The organism is Acinetobacter sp. Colony158 (assembly GCF_019264745.1).
GTDB lineage: Bacteria > Pseudomonadota > Gammaproteobacteria > Pseudomonadales > Moraxellaceae > Acinetobacter > Acinetobacter ursingii.
Genome location: NZ_CP078523.1, coordinates 462,101 through 478,189, shown reverse-complemented (window position 1 = coordinate 478,189; position 16,089 = coordinate 462,101). Strand labels below are relative to the sequence as shown.

Genomic DNA, 16,089 nt, shown 5'->3' with positions numbered 1-16,089 from the left:
CAATTAAAATTGCTAAAGTTTTTCGTGCTTGGCGTAACCGCAAGAGCTGCTGCTGATAAAATGATTGTTTAGGGATTATTAAAGCATAATGGAAAGCTCTATACCGCTGTTGTTCTAGACACTAAATCCAGTACTTAATGCCTGATTTTCGTTTTGAAATAGGACGAAATATTCAACGATGTCCTTCTCTCGATGGGAAAGGGCTTAAATGCAACTTTAAAAAAGAGCTTGCTGTCTAACCTAAAAACTTTTTCTCAATCGCCAATATAACATTGGGAATCAATCTATTGATTCTGGCTTGATACAAGCTGCCATCAGCTGGATTACCTAAATATTGCTTATAGTCTATGCCTAGAATATTTGTTAAGCTCAAGGTAGCATCCTAATTATGATTACAGTTTTTAGGGAAACCATATGCTTATTCTATGTGATCCTAATTTTTGCGCAGTATAAGGCATAATTTTGGTGGAATTTCAAACAACAACAACGAGTTGTGTATATATCTAAAATGTATTTGTCATGATTTACATTGATTTTAAGAAACTAAAAGTTAAGATTTTTATCAGCTAAATTATCCATAATGGTGCATTAATTGCGCTAAAACGGAGCATTTTTATGTGCTCTCTTTTTAAGAAAGTGCTCAATAACGGAGTATCAAATATTCTAAGGATTTGGAAAAATAGAAAATTTAAAAATAATTTTTAATCTGGCATAATCATTGCTTAATTTTGATTAGAGTATAAGCTGTCAACATATTGATTTATTCATTATGTGGGTCATTGCTCTAAGCGACATGTATTTTCCTTGCGAAAATAATGATGTTGTTTAGCGTGGCTCAATTGAATGTTCGACCCATTTTCATGACATTGAGTCACATCATTAAAGTTCCTTTTTTAATGTGAGTGACAAGCATGAACAGTTTAAATACCAATACCGAATTTTCTCTAGAAGAATTAAAAAAAGAATCCGTGATGGGCGTGATGGGAACTGAAACCCAACGTGAAGTACGGATTATCGACCTCAGTGATTTTGAAAATCGCAAATATGAAATTGCCGATCAACTCTGGAATGCAGCGGTTGAGATTGGTTTTTTTCAAGTTGCCAATCACGGCATTCCGCAAAAAGAGATTCAGCACGCATTTGGTTTGGCAGAACAATTTTTTGCTTTGCCACGCGAAGTTAAAGCACAATATCCCCTAAACCGTAATGCAGGTTGGGAAAGCAAGGCACAAATTCGTCCATCTACTAAAACGCCAGATCAAAAAGAATCTTATCAAATCACGCGTCCCCGCATGAGCAACTTATGGCCGACCCAACAAGAATTGCCAGATTTTAAAGCGCAAGTATTGAATTTTGAAAGCCAATGTTGGTCGGTAGGCATGAAAATTCTGTCTTGTTTTGCTTATAAAATGGGTTTTTCTGAAGATTTCTTCACTTTGGCGCATGATCCATCTAAAGAAACCTATCAAAGCACCTTACGCATGCTGCATTATTTTGCTGTCGATCCTGCGCTTAAAGATGAACTCGGTTTGTGGCGTGCAGGTGCACATACCGATTTTGACTGCCTAACTTTATTATTCCAACAAAAAGGACAAGGGGGGTTACAGGTTTGCCCAGGCAAGGAAATGGAAAATCGTGCATGGACTTCGATCGAGCCACGTGAAGATTTAATCACGTGTAATATTGGTGATATGTTGATGCGTTGGAGTGATGACGTTTTACCATCCAATTTCCATCGTGTAAAAAATCCAGCGGATCATGAATATCAAGGTGCACGTTATAGTTTGGCTTTTTTCTGTCAAGCCAACGAAGATGTGCTGATTCAAAGTCCTCAAGGCAAATATCCTGACATTACTGCAAAGGATTATCTGGCGCAGCGGATCAGTGCCAATTTCTCTGGGAAATATTGATTGATCGTAGCGAATGAAAAAAAGCAGCTCATTAAGCTGCTTTTTTCATTTGTTTTTTTTGAGGCTAAACAATAAGAAAAGCATTGTCATCAACATATCGATCTTGTTAGCATCGATTGAGATTTTCCATTACAAGTGTCTGTTATGTCTTCGGGGCAACAAGTTTTAATTAAACTCAGAAAAATGATTATTGCAGGTGAACTCGAAGGTGGCAGCCGTATTGCGGAAATTCCAACGGCTGAAATGCTTGGGGTCTCTCGGCAGCCTGTGAGAATGGCTTTTCGCTTGCTTGAGCAGGAAGGGCTGCTCATTAAAAATCCGACCCGTGGTTATATCGTGCGTGAAATTTCGGATGACCTTATACGGGATGCCTTGCAAGTTCGTGGGGTGCTTGAAGGTTTGGCTGCAAAAACATTGGCAGAAAAGGGAATAACCGAGGAACAGAAAAAAACCTTAAGTCATTGTATTGAACAAACTGAAAAATTATTTGAGGGCAAAACTGAATTTAGTGACGAAGAATTGGAAAGCTATCATCACTGGAATGTTATTTTTCACGATACGGTTATTCAGGGGGCAGGGAATATCGCTTTAACACAGGCTTTGGCGAAAAATAATCAATTGCCGATGGCCTCTGCACAAGCATTGACCTATGACCAATCTCGTGCATTATCTGAATATCGCCGTCTACATTATGCTCATTTACAGCATTGTTCTATCTATGATGCTTTAGTTCAACGTCAGGCAGGACGTGCTGAAAGTTTGATGCGAGAACATAGTACTGTCGTGATGTTAGGCGAAACAGTCAAACATATCTTATCGACATGACTTTGAAAAACTCCTATACATGGGCTTGATGAAATGTATAGGAGAAAAACAGCAAAGTTTTAAGCCAGATCAATCACCAGTGTTTTTGATTTGGCGCGTGAACAGCAGGGGATAAATTGGTTATTGAGAGAATGCTCATCATCAGTCATAAATACATCACGATGATCAGGTGTGCCTGCCACTACACGGGTGATACAGGTTCCACAAACGCCCTGTTCGCACGATATTGGCACTTCAAAACCATTTTCCAGTAAAGCCTGAGTGGCAGTTTGATGTGGATGAACTTCGATTTTACGATCTGAGCCAAGCACTTCAATAGTAAATGTTTCATTTTCACTTTGATCTAACTGCTGTGCGACAAAATGTTCCTGATGCAATTGCTCACTTGACCAACCTGCCTGCTCGGCTGAATCCATCACAAACTGCATAAAACCCGTTGGACCACAGACATATAAATGTCGTTGTGTTGAAACCTCTTTTAGAACATCTTGCATATTACACTGAGTTTCTGGCTGATCCTGAATATGAAAATGGATTTGATTTGGGAAATGCTCAGTCAAATTGCCAAAAAAGGCGATCATTTCATGGCGACGTACAAAATAATGCAATTCAAAAGGAATTTTCTGATATTTCAGCCGATACGCCATCGACAAAATCGGGGTAATACCAATGCCGCCTGCAAATAAAACGGCCTGTTTGGTTTCAGGATGAATCTCAAATAAATTACGTGGTTCACCAATGCTCAGTCGATCACCTTCTCGATATTCGGTATGGATGCAACGTGACCCACCACGTGAATGTTCATCATGTAAAACGCCAATCACATAACGATGATTTTCACTGCAACAATTGGAGAGAGAATACTGCCGTATCAGTCCATTTTTAAGATGAACATCGATATGCGCACCCGCTTTAAATACAGGTAGAGCGGTATGATTGGCTGAGATTAACTCAAATGCACGAATGTTTGAGGTGAGTTGGTGGATTTTATTGATGATCACATCCATGTGCTGTACTCCTTAAATCACGCGAATATTGGGAAATTTTCGGTTTTGGCTTTCATGAGATGGTGGATTTTCTTTGGCAAGCAAGCGATCAATAATTTTACGTGACTGTACCCCGCCTGCATCTATATTCAGCATCAGCAACTGACGTTGAGGACTACGTAAAATATTTTGTTGCTGTTGTTCCAGCATTTCCAGATCTTCAGTAAAAATCTTACCTTGTCCTTCGCGGATCTGCTCGGTCAGCTCGACATTCTCTGGTTGGAAGTTACGAGCCATTCCCCAGAAATACCAATGCGATGTTTCGGTTTCAGGCGTAATAAAATCCACCACAATCGATGATACTTTTTTGTCTTTGGCTGCATGATAGCCACCGTGACCTGCATGTGCGACGCCTACTTCGATATGAACATTACTTGGCGCAAAAAAATGACAGCGCTGCCAACGGTCTACTGCTACATCATCTGCTAACTGGTTGCCACGCAGTGCCATTTGCCAAAATGGAGGGGCAGATACATTCTCCATATAACGTTCGGTAATGACATGATCACCATCGACTTTAGTAACGGGCAACGCTTCGTCAATTTCCTTTTGACCAATACTGCTTGAATGTACATAGGTTTCATGGGTAAGATCCATGAGATTATCAATCATGAGGCGATAGTCACATTGAATATGAAATAAGCCACCGCCATAGCTCCACTCTGGATGATCTGCCCATTCTAATACAGGCAAATCAGCTTCATTCGCTAAAGTTTTTTCACCTGGCCAAACCCAGATAAATCCAAATTTTTCTACAACGGCATAGGATTTATTGCATGGAAAACCTGTTACACGCTGTGCAGGCATGGATATGGTTTTACCTTCGCAGCCCATGACCAGACCATGATAGCCGCAAACCAGATTGCCATCTTCGACATAACCTAAAGATAAGGGCGCACCCCGATGTGGACAGAAATCCTCAACCGCAGCGACTTTATTTTCTTTGCCTCGATAGAAAACAATTTTTTCTCCACAAATGGTACGACCAAGAGGCTTATCCTGAATATCCTCAGGACGGCAGGCAACATACCAAGCATTTTTTATAAACATGTGTGACGACTCCTTATCACTTATTGGATCCAATTTATTGGGTTTAAAAATTGCCGTCAAGTGCTTAAATACAGACTTATTCAATTTTTATTATTTATATTATTGTAATTAAATAAAATTTATTTTTTATAAAAATAATTTTAAAACTGTTTTTCTCCACTTTGTGCTTTTTTTAGAATTTAAATAAAATAAAATTTTTAAACTTTATTTTTATATATTTAACAATATATTATCATAATTTTTCGTTTGTAAGAGATTAGATTGTTACGATGATCGCACAAAAAATATCTTAAAAAATTGATTTTATGGATCCAGTAATGTATCAGTATGCATATTGAGCAGGATGCTCCAAAAATAGATGAATTCTATTTTTGTAATCAAATTATTCCTTCTAGGCAATTATGGATACGGATATGCATAATCACCCAGCATCTCATTACAGAATGTCGCGTGTATATCTTGTCCATATTGGGAGATATGCAAATGGAAAGAGATGTTCTAGGTGAAATTAATCAAAATCAAATGAGCCGCTATCAGTGGTTTGTCATTACGATTTGTCTTTGTCTTAATATTATCGATGGTTTTGATGTCATGGTTATGGCATTTACTGCGCCATCAGTTGCCGCTGAGTGGTCACTTTCAGGTGCGCAAATTGGATTGTTGTTGAGCTCTGGCTTGTTTGGTATGGCAGCAGGCTCCATCTTTTTAGCTCCACTTGCTGATAGAATTGGCCGTCGATTATTGATTTTAATCTGTTTGGTGATTGCGGGATTAAGCATGATCGCGTGTGCATTTGTACATAGTCATAGCTTGCTGGCAGCGCTTCGTTTCATTACAGGTATTGGCGTAGGGGGGATTCTGGCAAGCAGTAATGTATTGGCCAGTGAATATGCTAATGCTCGCTGGAGAAGTCTAGCCGTCAGTTTGATGTCAACGGGCTATGGAATAGGCGCAACATTGGGTGGAATTTTATCACTTGTTTTAATTGAGCATTTGGGGTGGCGTTCAATTTTTATGGCAGGTGGTTTGACCACGATTTTTATGCTGTTGGTGAGCCTATGGCTATTACCTGAATCAATTGATTATTTATTTGCAAAAAAACCAAAACAGGCATTAGAAAAGGTAAATGCGGTCATGCAGCGGATGGGTTTATCGACGTTGTTAGTTTTACCACACTATGAAAAAAGTCATAAAAATAAAGGCGGAGAAATTACCAAGCTATTTCAGGGTCAACTTGGGTTTCAAACTTTTTGTTTATGGGGCGCTTTTTTTATGGTGATGTTTGGTTTTTATTTTGTGATGAGCTGGACACCTAAAATCCTAATTTCAATGGGGATGTCGCCAGATCAAAGTGTGAGTACGGGTATTTTAATTAGTATTGGTGGAATTTTTGGTGCAGCGATTATTGGTTTGCTCGCATCTCGTATGAAAATTTTCTATGCCTTAAGCTTATTTTTAGGATTGACTGCTGTCTGTATTTTCTTATTTGTCGCAGTCTCTTCTCAAGTCAGTATTGCACTTGTTGTGGGCCTATTACTTGGCACACTGATTAATGGTTGTGTCGCTGGTTTATATTCAATTTCTCCAACCATTTATGACGCAGATATTCGTAGTCGCGGAGTGGGTTATGCGATTGGTTTTGGTCGTATTGGGGCGATTTTATCTCCAACCATTGCGGGGATTTTTCTGGATCAGGGCGTAGCTCCTGCAACTTTATATGCGTATTACGGCATTGTTTTTATTCTTGCAATCTTTCTGATTCTTAGTTTGGGTAAGGCATTTTATCGCCAGCAAAAGGCTCAATCTTATTCCATAAAAACATTAGCTTAACCTCATAAAAAATTAAATTGTAGAGATTGAAAATGACAAAGACATCCTTATGGGTGGGGATTTGCTTGTGCCCATTATTTGCCCCATGTACTCATGCCGAATTCATTACAGATAGCAAAGCTGAGATCACACTTCGAAACTTTTATTTCGATCGGGATTATAAAAAAGACCCGTATCCCTATACTGCTGCACGTGACTGGGCACAAGGCCTGATTTTTAAAGGGCAATCGGGCTATACCGAAGGTACCGTTGGTTTGGGTATTGATGTACTGGCAATGGCAGGTTTTAACCTGCTTGGTCACCATGCTGATGATTACGCACGAAGTGGTTTATTACAGGTAAATTCCGATAATACGCGTGATGATTATTATGGAAAAATAGGGGTTACTGCAAAAGCAAAATATCGCCAAAATGAATTGTTTGTGGGGGATCTGGTTCCTTTATTGCCCACTATTTTTTCGTCCCCTGCAAGGCTTTTTCCACAAACGTATCGTGGTGTTCGTTTGCTATCGACTGAAATTCCAAATTTACAGTTGGAAGGCTTTTATGTCGATGAAGTACGGCAGCGTGATTCAACACGTTATACCGATGTGGGTATTGATAATATTAATCATCGTTTTGACAAGGCTGCAACGACAGATCATTTCTATAGTATCGGCGGAGCCTATCAGTTTAAGAATTATCGGATACGTGCTTATCAGGCAGAACTTCAGAATATTTATCAACAGCAGTTTTTCGGATTTAATGGCAAACAAGCGCTGAATGATCAATTAAATTTTCTAAGTGATGTGCGTTTTTTTAACAGTGAAGATACGGGGTCACGTAAAGTTGGTAATGTTGACAATCAACATTTGAGCGGTTTGTTTGGTTTGAACTATCAAAATCACACTGTTTCTTTGGGTTATATGGAGGCTTTTGGTTCAACAGGACTACCATTTTTATCAGGTACAGAAAGTCCAGTCGTTCTGGATTTTATGAGTTCAGATTATTCCAATAAAGATGAAAAAGTCTATTCGATTCGTTATGAATATGATTTTAAAGATGCACGGATAGGAGATGTTTCTTTAAATGGTCTACGCTTTATGACGCGTTATGCCAAAGGCGAGGATATTGATTTACTGAGTTATGGGGATCAGCGTTTTAAGGAGGACTCACTCGAATTCGATTTAGGCTATCGCATTCCAGAAGGAAAGTTAAAAGGACTTGGGCTGCGAGCTCGTTTTTCTCATTATCGTAATGATATGCCTACGAATATGGTATTTCATTCAACCAATGAAACTCGTTTGAATGTGGATTATACATTTAAGTTTTAATTGATTTACATTAGTTTTTTAATTGAATGATAAAAAATAAGTTCATCTAAGAGTGAGCTTGTTTTTTTAAGGATGTATCATACACGGTTTGCAATGGAGGGATTCCATGCAAGGTAATTATAGATCCAGTCGGCATTTCTCTATTGTTTCATCCATTGTTTACCATGCGAAACCAGTTAAATTTATGTGGTTCATTGTTGAAATGGTTTTTCAAAAATTTTTAAAGTTGTTTGTTCTTTGCATCTTGCAAATTGGATTAATAAGCACTGCATCTTCAATCGCTATACCTGAACGCACTACTTTGTCTGATGAAAGGCTGATATTGGAATAAGTATTTATATTTAAAGTGCAGTTTCTTATATGAAACGAAATTTATAATGATGCTGATTTGGATGAAAGTCAACTTTATAAAAACTCTTACAATGGAAGGGCTTAGGCAGTGTTTTAAAATATTTTTAAGCAATAACAGAGTATTTTTATAAATGGCAATCCTTTGCCTATTATTTTAATAAATAAATTTAGATATTTTATTTGCAGTATCAATAACTTGATTTGCAATGATGTGTTTAAAGGTCTGTTCATCATAGGTGGTGATCGGACAACTGACCGATAGTACAGCGACCATATCTTTGGAGGATTGACGATAAATAGGTGCTGCACAGGCTGCCATATCGTTATTGTAATGTCCCCAACTCACCATGGATGATTGTGTTTTGACATAGTTTAAACGTAGTAGCAATTCTTTTAGATTCTTGGGAGTAAGGTCGGAGAAAGTATCCCATTCATTAAATTTACGATAACGCTGACGAATTTCGGTCTCAGGTAAATTGGATAAAAGGAGCTGACCAATCACAGTCGCATGCGCGGGCCAGCGCGTACCCAAATTAATCGTACTGGTAAAAGGTCCACTCGATTGAATGTTATTTACAAATACAATATGAGTCCCTTCCAAGATTGAAAGATGAACTGCGATTTTGGTTTGATCACGTAGTTCTTTCATTAGTGGCGTTGATAAATCCAGTAAAGAAAGTTTAGATAAACTGTTAAAACCAAGCTCCATGACTTTTGAATCTAAAGCATAAGTTTTCTGTGAAGCTTTACGTAAATATCCGCAGGATTCTAGGGTATAAATCAGGCGAAATGCACTAGAACGGTTCACATCCAGAATTTCAGCAATTTCAGAAATGGTCATTTCCTGAGCTTCCTGATTAAACGCCTGTAAGATTGCTAAACCTCTGACAAGGCCTGGAACCAAATAACGGTCATCGTTTTTTGTGATTTCAGCTTCTTGTACATCTTCTTCAATGACTAAGCTCATTCGATAAAAATTCCTAAAAAAGAAAAGGGTAATATTTGGTGCACACTGCTTTATTTTAGAACTATTGTAATGATATCGGATGCATAAAACAATGTTTATATATAAAACCAAATTTTCCTAATAAAACGTAATAAAATATTAATAATTTATTAAGTATATGAAATATATTAATTTTAATTTATTGACATAAAAAGCAAATGAGGATTATTCTTTGTAAATGTTTTGAAAATCAAATAAAGTTTTATATATAAAACAGTATCGAGGGCTCAAACGATGAGTTGGATTTCAGTTTGTGGCATTGATGATGTCTCGGAAGACGAACCAAAGGCAGTAGAAGTCAATGACAAAAAAATAGGTGTATTTGTCATCGATGAAAATTATTTTGCGATCGAAAATGTCTGTCCACATGCTTTTGCATTATTGACAGAAGGGTTTATCGAGGATCAGACCGTTGAATGTCCATTGCATGAAGCTATTTTTGATATCCAGACGGGTTCGCTCATGAGTGGTCCAGGATGTCGTGACCTATGTATCTATCCAGTACGTGTAGAAGGTCAAGACATACAGATTCAACTGTAATGGATAGAAGGAATTCACCATGAAACAATTTAATGAAAAACTGGAAAACTGGATCAATGCGACACCTTCTAGGGATGCTGGCATTAATAATATTCAGATTCCTGGGCAAGTTGAACATTTGGTCTGGCAGACTCGCTACAAAGTGCCGACCGTCTACGAACAGGACTTTGTTCAGCATCTAATACGAGCTTTTGGAGCAGGGATGACTGAATTGAATGATTTGGTCAACGCATTAAACCAACAGGGTTTTCGTCGTGAGTCAGGTGAAATCTGGACCATGCAGAGCTTTACAGAAGAAATGCAGCGTTTGGGTTACTAAGTTCAGGGAAGACAATAATGAATGCAATTTATCAACAAGCTCCAAGTACTGAAGAATACCTTGATTTAGGTTTACGTGATCAATGGTATCCAGTTCTCGCCAGTTGGGAAGTCAATGCAAATCCCGTCGGGATTACTCGTTTAGGCGAAAATATTGTGGTTTGGCGCGATCAGGATGGTCAACTACATGCGCTTGAAGATCGCTGTCCGCATCGTGGGGCACGCTTATCATTAGGCTGGAACTTGGGCAATCGTGTGGCATGCTGGTATCACGGTGTTGAAGTTGGTGGTGATGGTGTGGTGGTCGATGTACCTGCTGTACATGACTGTCCAATGAAAGGCAGTGAGTGTGTAAAAAGCTACCCAATCATTGAAAAGCATGATGCCATTTTTATTTGGTTTGGTATTGATGCAAATGAACCACCTGCTGAACTTGAATTTCCTGAGCAGTTAGCCAGTACAGAATGGAGTTCATTTTTATGTCAGGCCGACTGGAAAGTGAATCATCAATACGCCATCGATAACGTGATGGATCCGATGCATGGCACCTATTTACACTGTACTTCGCACTCCATGGCAGAGGGTGAGCGTACTGCGGAAATGAAACACCGTAGTACTGAAAACGGATTTATTTTTGAAAAAGAAGGTCAAACGGGTGTCAATTTTGACTGGGTAGAATATGGCAATACAGGAGCGAGTTGGTTACGTCTTTCTATTCCGTATCGTAAAGAATTTGGTCCAGGTGGTGTGTTTTGGATTGTCGGTTTTGCAACACCAATTGACGCTGATAATACCCGCGTATTCTTCTGGCGCTGCCGTAAAGTCAGTGGTTGGCAACGCAATGTTTGGCGCTTCTTATACCGCAATCATTTAGAAAAATTGCATTGGGATGTGTTGGAGCAGGATCGCATTATTTTGGAAAATTTGGCACCAAATGCACGTTCTAAAGAGTTTCTTTATCAACATGATGTTGGTCTATCTCGTCTGCGTCGTTTAATGAAAAAAGAAGCAGAGAAGCAATTGAAAAAAATTGCAGTGCTAAATACTTCATCTTTGACTGAAACACCATAAGGATTGTGGCTATGACCATTCACACATTACTGCAAGGTAAAAAAATCATGGTAACAGGAGCAGCGCGTGGCTTAGGTCTGGGCTTTGCTCAGGCGATTGCCAAAGCGGGTGCAACCGTTGTCATGGCGGACATTCTGACCGAACTGGTTGAGCAAGAGGCAAAGCAGTTACAACAGCAGGGCTTGGGTGTTCACGCTGTTGGATTGGATTTGTCTCAACCTGAATCTATTCGGTCAGCTGTTCAATTTGCAGCAGATAAACTGAATGGTTTGGATGGTCTGGTGAATTGCGCAGCACTCGCAACTGGTGTGGGCGGCAAGGATTTAATGCAATACGATCCTGATCTGTGGGATCGAGTGATGACAGTCAATGTCAAAGGCACGTGGTTGATGGTTCAGGCCTGTGTTCCGTATTTGAAACAGTCTGATTGTGCAAAAATTATTAATGTCGCTTCAGATACTGCACTTTGGGGCGCACCTAAACTCATGGCTTATGTCGCAAGTAAAGGGGCGATTATTTCCATGACGCGTTCTATGGCGCGTGAACTTGGTGAGTTTAACATTTGTGTCAATACTATTTCTCCAGGATTGACGTTAGTTGAAGCAACAGAGTATGTCCCACAAGAACGTCATGACCTTTATGTTACAGGTCGAGCGATTCAGCGTCAGCAACATCCACAAGATTTAAATGGCACAGCTTTGTATCTACTTTCTGAACTGGCATCTTTTGTCACAGGGCAGAATATCCCAGTCAACGGTGGTTTTGTCTTTAATTAGGAGCAAATAACATGATTACAGGAATCGAAGTTTTAAAGTTTGGGGTTGAAGACAAAGCTGAAGCAATCAAGTTTTTAACTGATTTTGGTTTGTCAAAACAAACAACAGATATTGAAGATACTGAACTGTTTCAAACCCAAAATGGCAGCAAGATTTATTTATTTGATATCGCAGATTCACGGTTACCTGCTGCGATTGAAAATGGTTCAACCCTTCGTGAAGTGACGTGGGGGGTAGACAATGATCAGGATTTAATCCAATTTGCTGAAAATTTAAAAGATGTAGAAGGCTTTGTACAAAGTGCAACACAGGTGCAGTGTCGAGATCCAAATGGCATGACGATTGTTTTTCAACATTCGATTACCAAAGATGTACCTGAACAAAAAACAGAAGGTATTAATCAGTACGGCAATATCCAACGTGTTAATGCAGCTAGCCCTGTTTATGAAAAAGGTGAACCAATAGCAATTGGTCATGTTGTGTTCTTTACTCCAGATTTAGCTGCAACAGAAAATTTTTATAAAGAAAAATTAGGCTTTCATTTATCAGATGCCTATTTAAATCGTGGTGCTTTCCTGCGTTGCCGCGCAGAGGGTTTCCATCATGATTTATTCTTGCTTTCTATCCCGAATAAACCAGCAGGTCTGAATCATGTCGCTTTTGTGGTGCGTGATATTCACGAAGTGATTGGCGGTGGTTTGAATATGAATCGTTCCGACTGGTCAACTTTTATTGGGCCAGGTCGTCATCCTATTTCCTCTGCTTATTTCTGGTATGTCAACTCACCTCTAGGTGGTGCATTTGAATATTACACCAATGATGACTATTTGACTGAAGAGTGGCAGCCGCGTGTTGAAGAGCATCGTTTGGAACTGTTTACCGAATGGGCGATTGAGGGTGGTCTAGATCATGATACTCGTCGTCAGGTCAAACCCATTCAAGGTTAAGGTTTAGGTAGAAGGAGAGAGGCTCATGGAAAAAATCGTCGTGGTTGGAGCAGGTCAGGCAGCAGGTTGGGCGGTCAGTACTTTGCGTCAGGAAGGGTATCGTGGTGAAATTCATGTGGTGTCCAATGAACATCAGATTTTCTATGAGCGCCCACCGCTTTCTAAACAAGTGCTTTCCAAAGAAGCCAGTTATGACAGCCTAAATCTGTTTTCTCCTGAACAAATTGATGCTTTTTCAGTGCAATGGCACAAGCCTGATCTAGCCACACAAATTGATCGCAATCACAAACAGGTCATTTTGGAAAGCGGCAAGATTTTACCTTATGACAAATTATTAATTGCAACAGGTAGTCGGGCACGTGTACCTGTGAATACGTGGAAAGAAATTTCAAATGTCGTAACTTTGCGTGACGTTCAAGACTGCGAACGTTTGGCAGATTTACTTGAACATGCAAATTCTATTGCGATTATTGGTGGCGGTTGGATCGGGCTTGAAATTGCTGCAACAGCGCGTAAACAAGGCAAGGCAGTACATGTTTTTGAATATGCTGATCGCTTATGTGGTCGTAGTGTGAGTCCTGAAGTTTCAGCTTTCTTAAAAGAGATCCATGAACAACAAGGGACGCAAATTCATCTGGACAGTAAAAATTTGCACCTGATTGAAAGTTCAGATCAAACCATTCAAGTATTGAATCATCCGCAGACTGCACAGGTTTTTGATTGTGTAGTGGTGGGTGCAGGTGCCGAGATTGCCAAAGAATTAGGGGTAGATGCAGGTCTTGATGTGAAAGATGGCATCGTGGTCAATTGTTATGGTCAAACTTCTGATGCTGATATCTATGCAGCAGGCGATGTTGCCATTCACCCTGTTTTAGGCTACTGCATCCAATCTTGGGCAAATGCACAAAATCAAGCGATTGCTGCGGCAAAATCCATGTTGGGTGTCGCCACTGAATATGTCGATATTCCGTGGTTATGGTCTGATCAGTATCACTTTAATATCCAGATTTTAGGGACTTATCAACCACAGTTAAACCCCAAATTGGTCATCCGTCAAAGCAGTCCTACACAAGTTAGCTATTTATATTTGGATGAACAAAGCCGTCTGATCAATATGATCGCGGTCAACGATTCCAAGCTCGTCAAACTGGCCAAACGCTGGATTCAAAGCGGTACAGTGTTGAACCCAGAACAATTAACCGATCCTGAATTTAATGTCATGAAGCTAAAACGCTAATAACGCTTTAAGACCTCTAGCCAGAACAATCATTTTAGATCTTTAGCCAGATCGAAGGAACGCTTGCATGTTAAATGATGTAGATGAAAAAAAAGGATTCAAACACTGGATACCCGCATTTGTCCTAATGGCCTGTGTCGTACTGGCATTTTTTGACAAGATTAGTATTGCAGTTTTGTTCTCAGATCCACATTTTCAGGATGCGATGGGAATTGCACAGGATAAAGCCAAGTTGGGCTGGTTAATGACCAGTTTTCTACTGGCATATGGTTTTTCATCTATATTCCTGAGTTTTCTAGGGGATATTTTCAATCCCAAGAAAATGTTGTTCTGGAGCGTGGCCTCATGGGGCGTTCTGATGTTGATCATGGGCTTTACTACCCATTATGGCAGTATGCTGTTCCTACGTGTTTTATTGGGCATAGCTGAAGGGCCATTATTTGCATTGGCGTATGCGATTGTGAAACAAACCTACACAGATCGTCAGCAAGCACGTGCCTCTACCATGTTTTTACTGGGTACACCGATTGGCGCCTTTTTAGGATTTCCGATCACTGCGGCTGTGTTGGCTAAACACGACTGGCATAGCACGTTCTTTGTAATGGCTGCAATGACTTTATTGGTCTTGGTCTTTGTGGTGGTTGGACTGCGTAACTTAGAACTACGCAAAACTATTGAGATCGAAGATTCAAGCAAACGTATCAATTTTAAGGGTCATCTTCGTAATACTAAATTGTTATTACAAAACAGCGCGTTCTGGCTGGTCTGTATCTTCAATATCGCTTTAATGACTTATCTCTGGGGCCTAAACAGTTGGGTACCATCTTATCTGATTCAGGATAAAGGCTTTAATTTAAAAGAGTTTGGTTTTTATTCAAGCCTACCATTTATTGCCATGCTCGTGGGTGAGGTGGTTGGGGCTGTATTCTCCGACAAGCTTGGTAAACGCGCAGTACAGGTGTTTGGTGGCTTACTGGTCGCAGGTATCTCATTGTACGTCATGGTGTTAATGACCAATCCGCTTCTTATCATTTTGGCCATGTCGATCAGCTCAATGGCATGGGGTTTCGGTGTAGCTGCGGTATTTGCTTTGTTGGCGCGTGTCACTACAGCAGATGTCGGGGCGACAGCAGGCGGTATTTTTAATGGTTTGGCCAACTTTGCCAGTGCGATTGCGCCAGTTTTGATTGGCATGATTGTGATGCAAACGGGCAGCTTTAATTTGGGAATCACGTTCTTGGCAGTGGTGGCTATCGTGGGTTCCTTTTTCCTTACACCATTACTCAAACGTTACTAATTACAGTTTTCATTTTAATCAGGAGTAAGACATGAGCACTCAACAATTTGAATCATGGACGCAACCCGAAGGTGCGAGCTTAGAAGAATGGTTAAACACCCGTATTGCACGTTTTGAAACTCGCAAATATGACTTTAACGCACTGAAATTTCAGGCAGATTATGATCCGAAATATCGCCGTGCCCAAATGCGCTACATGGGAACAGGTGCAACAGGTGTTTCCAATGATAACAACACTGTTCCTGCTGAAAACTTTACGTTTTCTACGATGGTTTTACCGCCACAGTGTGAAGGGCCTTTGCATATTCACCATGATGTTGAAGAAGTGTTCTTTATGTTGCGTGGTGAAATTGATTTGTTCATTGAGCATAACGGTGAAAAGTTCAGTACTCGTTTAAAAGAACGCGATCTGATTTCTATTCCACCAGGAATTTATCGTGGATTATTTAATCCGGGTCAAGAAGATGCCTTGATGTGTGTGATGTTAGGAACAGGTAAACCAACCATTCCAAACTATCCACCTGAGCATCCACTTTCTCAAATTAAACGTAACTAAATGGATTGAATCAGAG

At 39.8% G+C, this 16,089-nt stretch carries 15 protein-coding genes; 12 read left to right on the top strand and 3 right to left on the bottom strand.

Features of this window, described 5'->3' with window-relative positions:
* Window positions 1-911: 911 nt before the first annotated feature.
* Window positions 912-1,910 (top strand): isopenicillin N synthase family dioxygenase, encoded by a 999-nt coding sequence (locus JR005_RS01610; RefSeq protein ID WP_004996174.1) that lies wholly within the window; start codon window positions 912-914, stop codon window positions 1,908-1,910.
* A gap of 144 nt (window positions 1,911-2,054) precedes the next feature.
* Entirely contained in the window at window positions 2,055-2,735 is a 681-nt protein-coding gene (locus JR005_RS01605) for a GntR family transcriptional regulator (protein ID WP_218665473.1), read from the top strand.
* Between the two features lie 59 nt (window positions 2,736-2,794).
* Here the strand turns inward: JR005_RS01605 and JR005_RS01600 are convergent, their stop codons facing one another.
* Together JR005_RS01600 and JR005_RS01595 are read right to left on the bottom strand one after the other, a co-directional pair.
* The gene (locus JR005_RS01600) at window positions 2,795-3,742 is read right to left on the bottom strand and encodes a PDR/VanB family oxidoreductase (protein WP_218665472.1); all 948 of its coding nucleotides are present in this window, start codon (window positions 3,740-3,742) and stop codon (window positions 2,795-2,797) included.
* A gap of 12 nt (window positions 3,743-3,754) precedes the next feature.
* Window positions 3,755-4,831, bottom strand: a complete 1,077-nt coding sequence (locus tag JR005_RS01595) for an aromatic ring-hydroxylating oxygenase subunit alpha (RefSeq protein ID WP_218665471.1) — start codon at window positions 4,829-4,831, stop codon at window positions 3,755-3,757.
* A gap of 483 nt (window positions 4,832-5,314) precedes the next feature.
* Here JR005_RS01595 and JR005_RS01590 point away from each other — a divergent pair, with 483 nt between their 5' ends.
* Together JR005_RS01590 and JR005_RS01585 are read left to right on the top strand one after the other, a co-directional pair.
* Complete coding sequence (locus JR005_RS01590; RefSeq protein ID WP_218665470.1) at window positions 5,315-6,661, top strand: MFS transporter; 1,347 nt, start codon at window positions 5,315-5,317, stop codon at window positions 6,659-6,661.
* Between the two features lie 32 nt (window positions 6,662-6,693).
* Window positions 6,694-7,974 (top strand): OprD family outer membrane porin, encoded by a 1,281-nt coding sequence (locus JR005_RS01585; protein ID WP_218665469.1) that lies wholly within the window; start codon window positions 6,694-6,696, stop codon window positions 7,972-7,974.
* A 505-nt stretch (window positions 7,975-8,479) separates the two neighbouring features.
* Here the strand turns inward: JR005_RS01585 and JR005_RS01580 are convergent.
* Window positions 8,480-9,292, bottom strand: a complete 813-nt coding sequence (locus tag JR005_RS01580) for an IclR family transcriptional regulator (protein WP_005002954.1) — start codon at window positions 9,290-9,292, stop codon at window positions 8,480-8,482.
* 273 nt (window positions 9,293-9,565) lie between these two features.
* On the opposite strand from JR005_RS01580, the gene JR005_RS01575 reads away from it, so the two are divergent.
* The 8 genes from JR005_RS01575 (at window position 9,566) to JR005_RS01540 (ending at window position 16,073) form a co-directional block, all read left to right on the top strand.
* The gene (locus JR005_RS01575; protein ID WP_218665468.1) at window positions 9,566-9,871 is read left to right on the top strand and encodes a non-heme iron oxygenase ferredoxin subunit; all 306 of its coding nucleotides are present in this window, start codon (window positions 9,566-9,568) and stop codon (window positions 9,869-9,871) included.
* A gap of 19 nt (window positions 9,872-9,890) precedes the next feature.
* Window positions 9,891-10,190, top strand: coding sequence for a recombinase-like helix-turn-helix domain-containing protein (locus tag JR005_RS01570; RefSeq protein ID WP_218665467.1), 300 nt, complete (start codon window positions 9,891-9,893; stop codon window positions 10,188-10,190).
* A 17-nt stretch (window positions 10,191-10,207) separates the two neighbouring features.
* Window positions 10,208-11,260 (top strand): aromatic ring-hydroxylating oxygenase subunit alpha, encoded by a 1,053-nt coding sequence (locus JR005_RS01565; RefSeq protein WP_218665466.1) that lies wholly within the window; start codon window positions 10,208-10,210, stop codon window positions 11,258-11,260.
* A gap of 11 nt (window positions 11,261-11,271) precedes the next feature.
* Window positions 11,272-12,036, top strand: a complete 765-nt coding sequence (locus JR005_RS01560) for an SDR family oxidoreductase (RefSeq protein WP_044436193.1) — start codon at window positions 11,272-11,274, stop codon at window positions 12,034-12,036.
* A gap of 11 nt (window positions 12,037-12,047) precedes the next feature.
* Entirely contained in the window at window positions 12,048-12,983 is a 936-nt protein-coding gene (locus JR005_RS01555) for a VOC family protein (protein ID WP_004996197.1), read from the top strand.
* 25 nt (window positions 12,984-13,008) lie between these two features.
* On the top strand, window positions 13,009-14,220 hold the full coding sequence (locus tag JR005_RS01550) for an NAD(P)/FAD-dependent oxidoreductase (RefSeq protein WP_218665465.1): 1,212 nt from the start codon (window positions 13,009-13,011) through the stop codon (window positions 14,218-14,220).
* Between the two features lie 67 nt (window positions 14,221-14,287).
* Entirely contained in the window at window positions 14,288-15,517 is a 1,230-nt protein-coding gene (locus JR005_RS01545; RefSeq protein WP_218665464.1) for an MFS transporter, read from the top strand.
* 31 nt (window positions 15,518-15,548) lie between these two features.
* Window positions 15,549-16,073, top strand: coding sequence for a cupin domain-containing protein (locus JR005_RS01540; protein WP_004990771.1), 525 nt, complete (start codon window positions 15,549-15,551; stop codon window positions 16,071-16,073).
* Window positions 16,074-16,089 lie beyond the last annotated feature (16 nt).

Coding starts and splice junctions, on each gene's coding strand:
- JR005_RS01570 (WP_218665467.1), top strand. CDS start 9,891: ATGAAACAATTTAATGAAAAACTGGAAAACTGGATCAATGCGACACCT.
- JR005_RS01580 (WP_005002954.1), bottom strand. CDS start 9,292: ATGAGCTTAGTCATTGAAGAAGATGTACAAGAAGCTGAAATCACAAAA.
- JR005_RS01595 (WP_218665471.1), bottom strand. CDS start 4,831: ATGTTTATAAAAAATGCTTGGTATGTTGCCTGCCGTCCTGAGGATATT.
- JR005_RS01585 (WP_218665469.1), top strand. CDS start 6,694: ATGACAAAGACATCCTTATGGGTGGGGATTTGCTTGTGCCCATTATTT.
- JR005_RS01565 (WP_218665466.1), top strand. CDS start 10,208: ATGAATGCAATTTATCAACAAGCTCCAAGTACTGAAGAATACCTTGAT.
- JR005_RS01605 (WP_218665473.1), top strand. CDS start 2,055: ATGTCTTCGGGGCAACAAGTTTTAATTAAACTCAGAAAAATGATTATT.
- JR005_RS01590 (WP_218665470.1), top strand. CDS start 5,315: ATGGAAAGAGATGTTCTAGGTGAAATTAATCAAAATCAAATGAGCCGC.
- JR005_RS01610 (WP_004996174.1), top strand. CDS start 912: ATGAACAGTTTAAATACCAATACCGAATTTTCTCTAGAAGAATTAAAA.
- JR005_RS01545 (WP_218665464.1), top strand. CDS start 14,288: ATGTTAAATGATGTAGATGAAAAAAAAGGATTCAAACACTGGATACCC.
- JR005_RS01560 (WP_044436193.1), top strand. CDS start 11,272: ATGACCATTCACACATTACTGCAAGGTAAAAAAATCATGGTAACAGGA.
- JR005_RS01555 (WP_004996197.1), top strand. CDS start 12,048: ATGATTACAGGAATCGAAGTTTTAAAGTTTGGGGTTGAAGACAAAGCT.
- JR005_RS01575 (WP_218665468.1), top strand. CDS start 9,566: ATGAGTTGGATTTCAGTTTGTGGCATTGATGATGTCTCGGAAGACGAA.
- JR005_RS01540 (WP_004990771.1), top strand. CDS start 15,549: ATGAGCACTCAACAATTTGAATCATGGACGCAACCCGAAGGTGCGAGC.
- JR005_RS01600 (WP_218665472.1), bottom strand. CDS start 3,742: ATGGATGTGATCATCAATAAAATCCACCAACTCACCTCAAACATTCGT.
- JR005_RS01550 (WP_218665465.1), top strand. CDS start 13,009: ATGGAAAAAATCGTCGTGGTTGGAGCAGGTCAGGCAGCAGGTTGGGCG.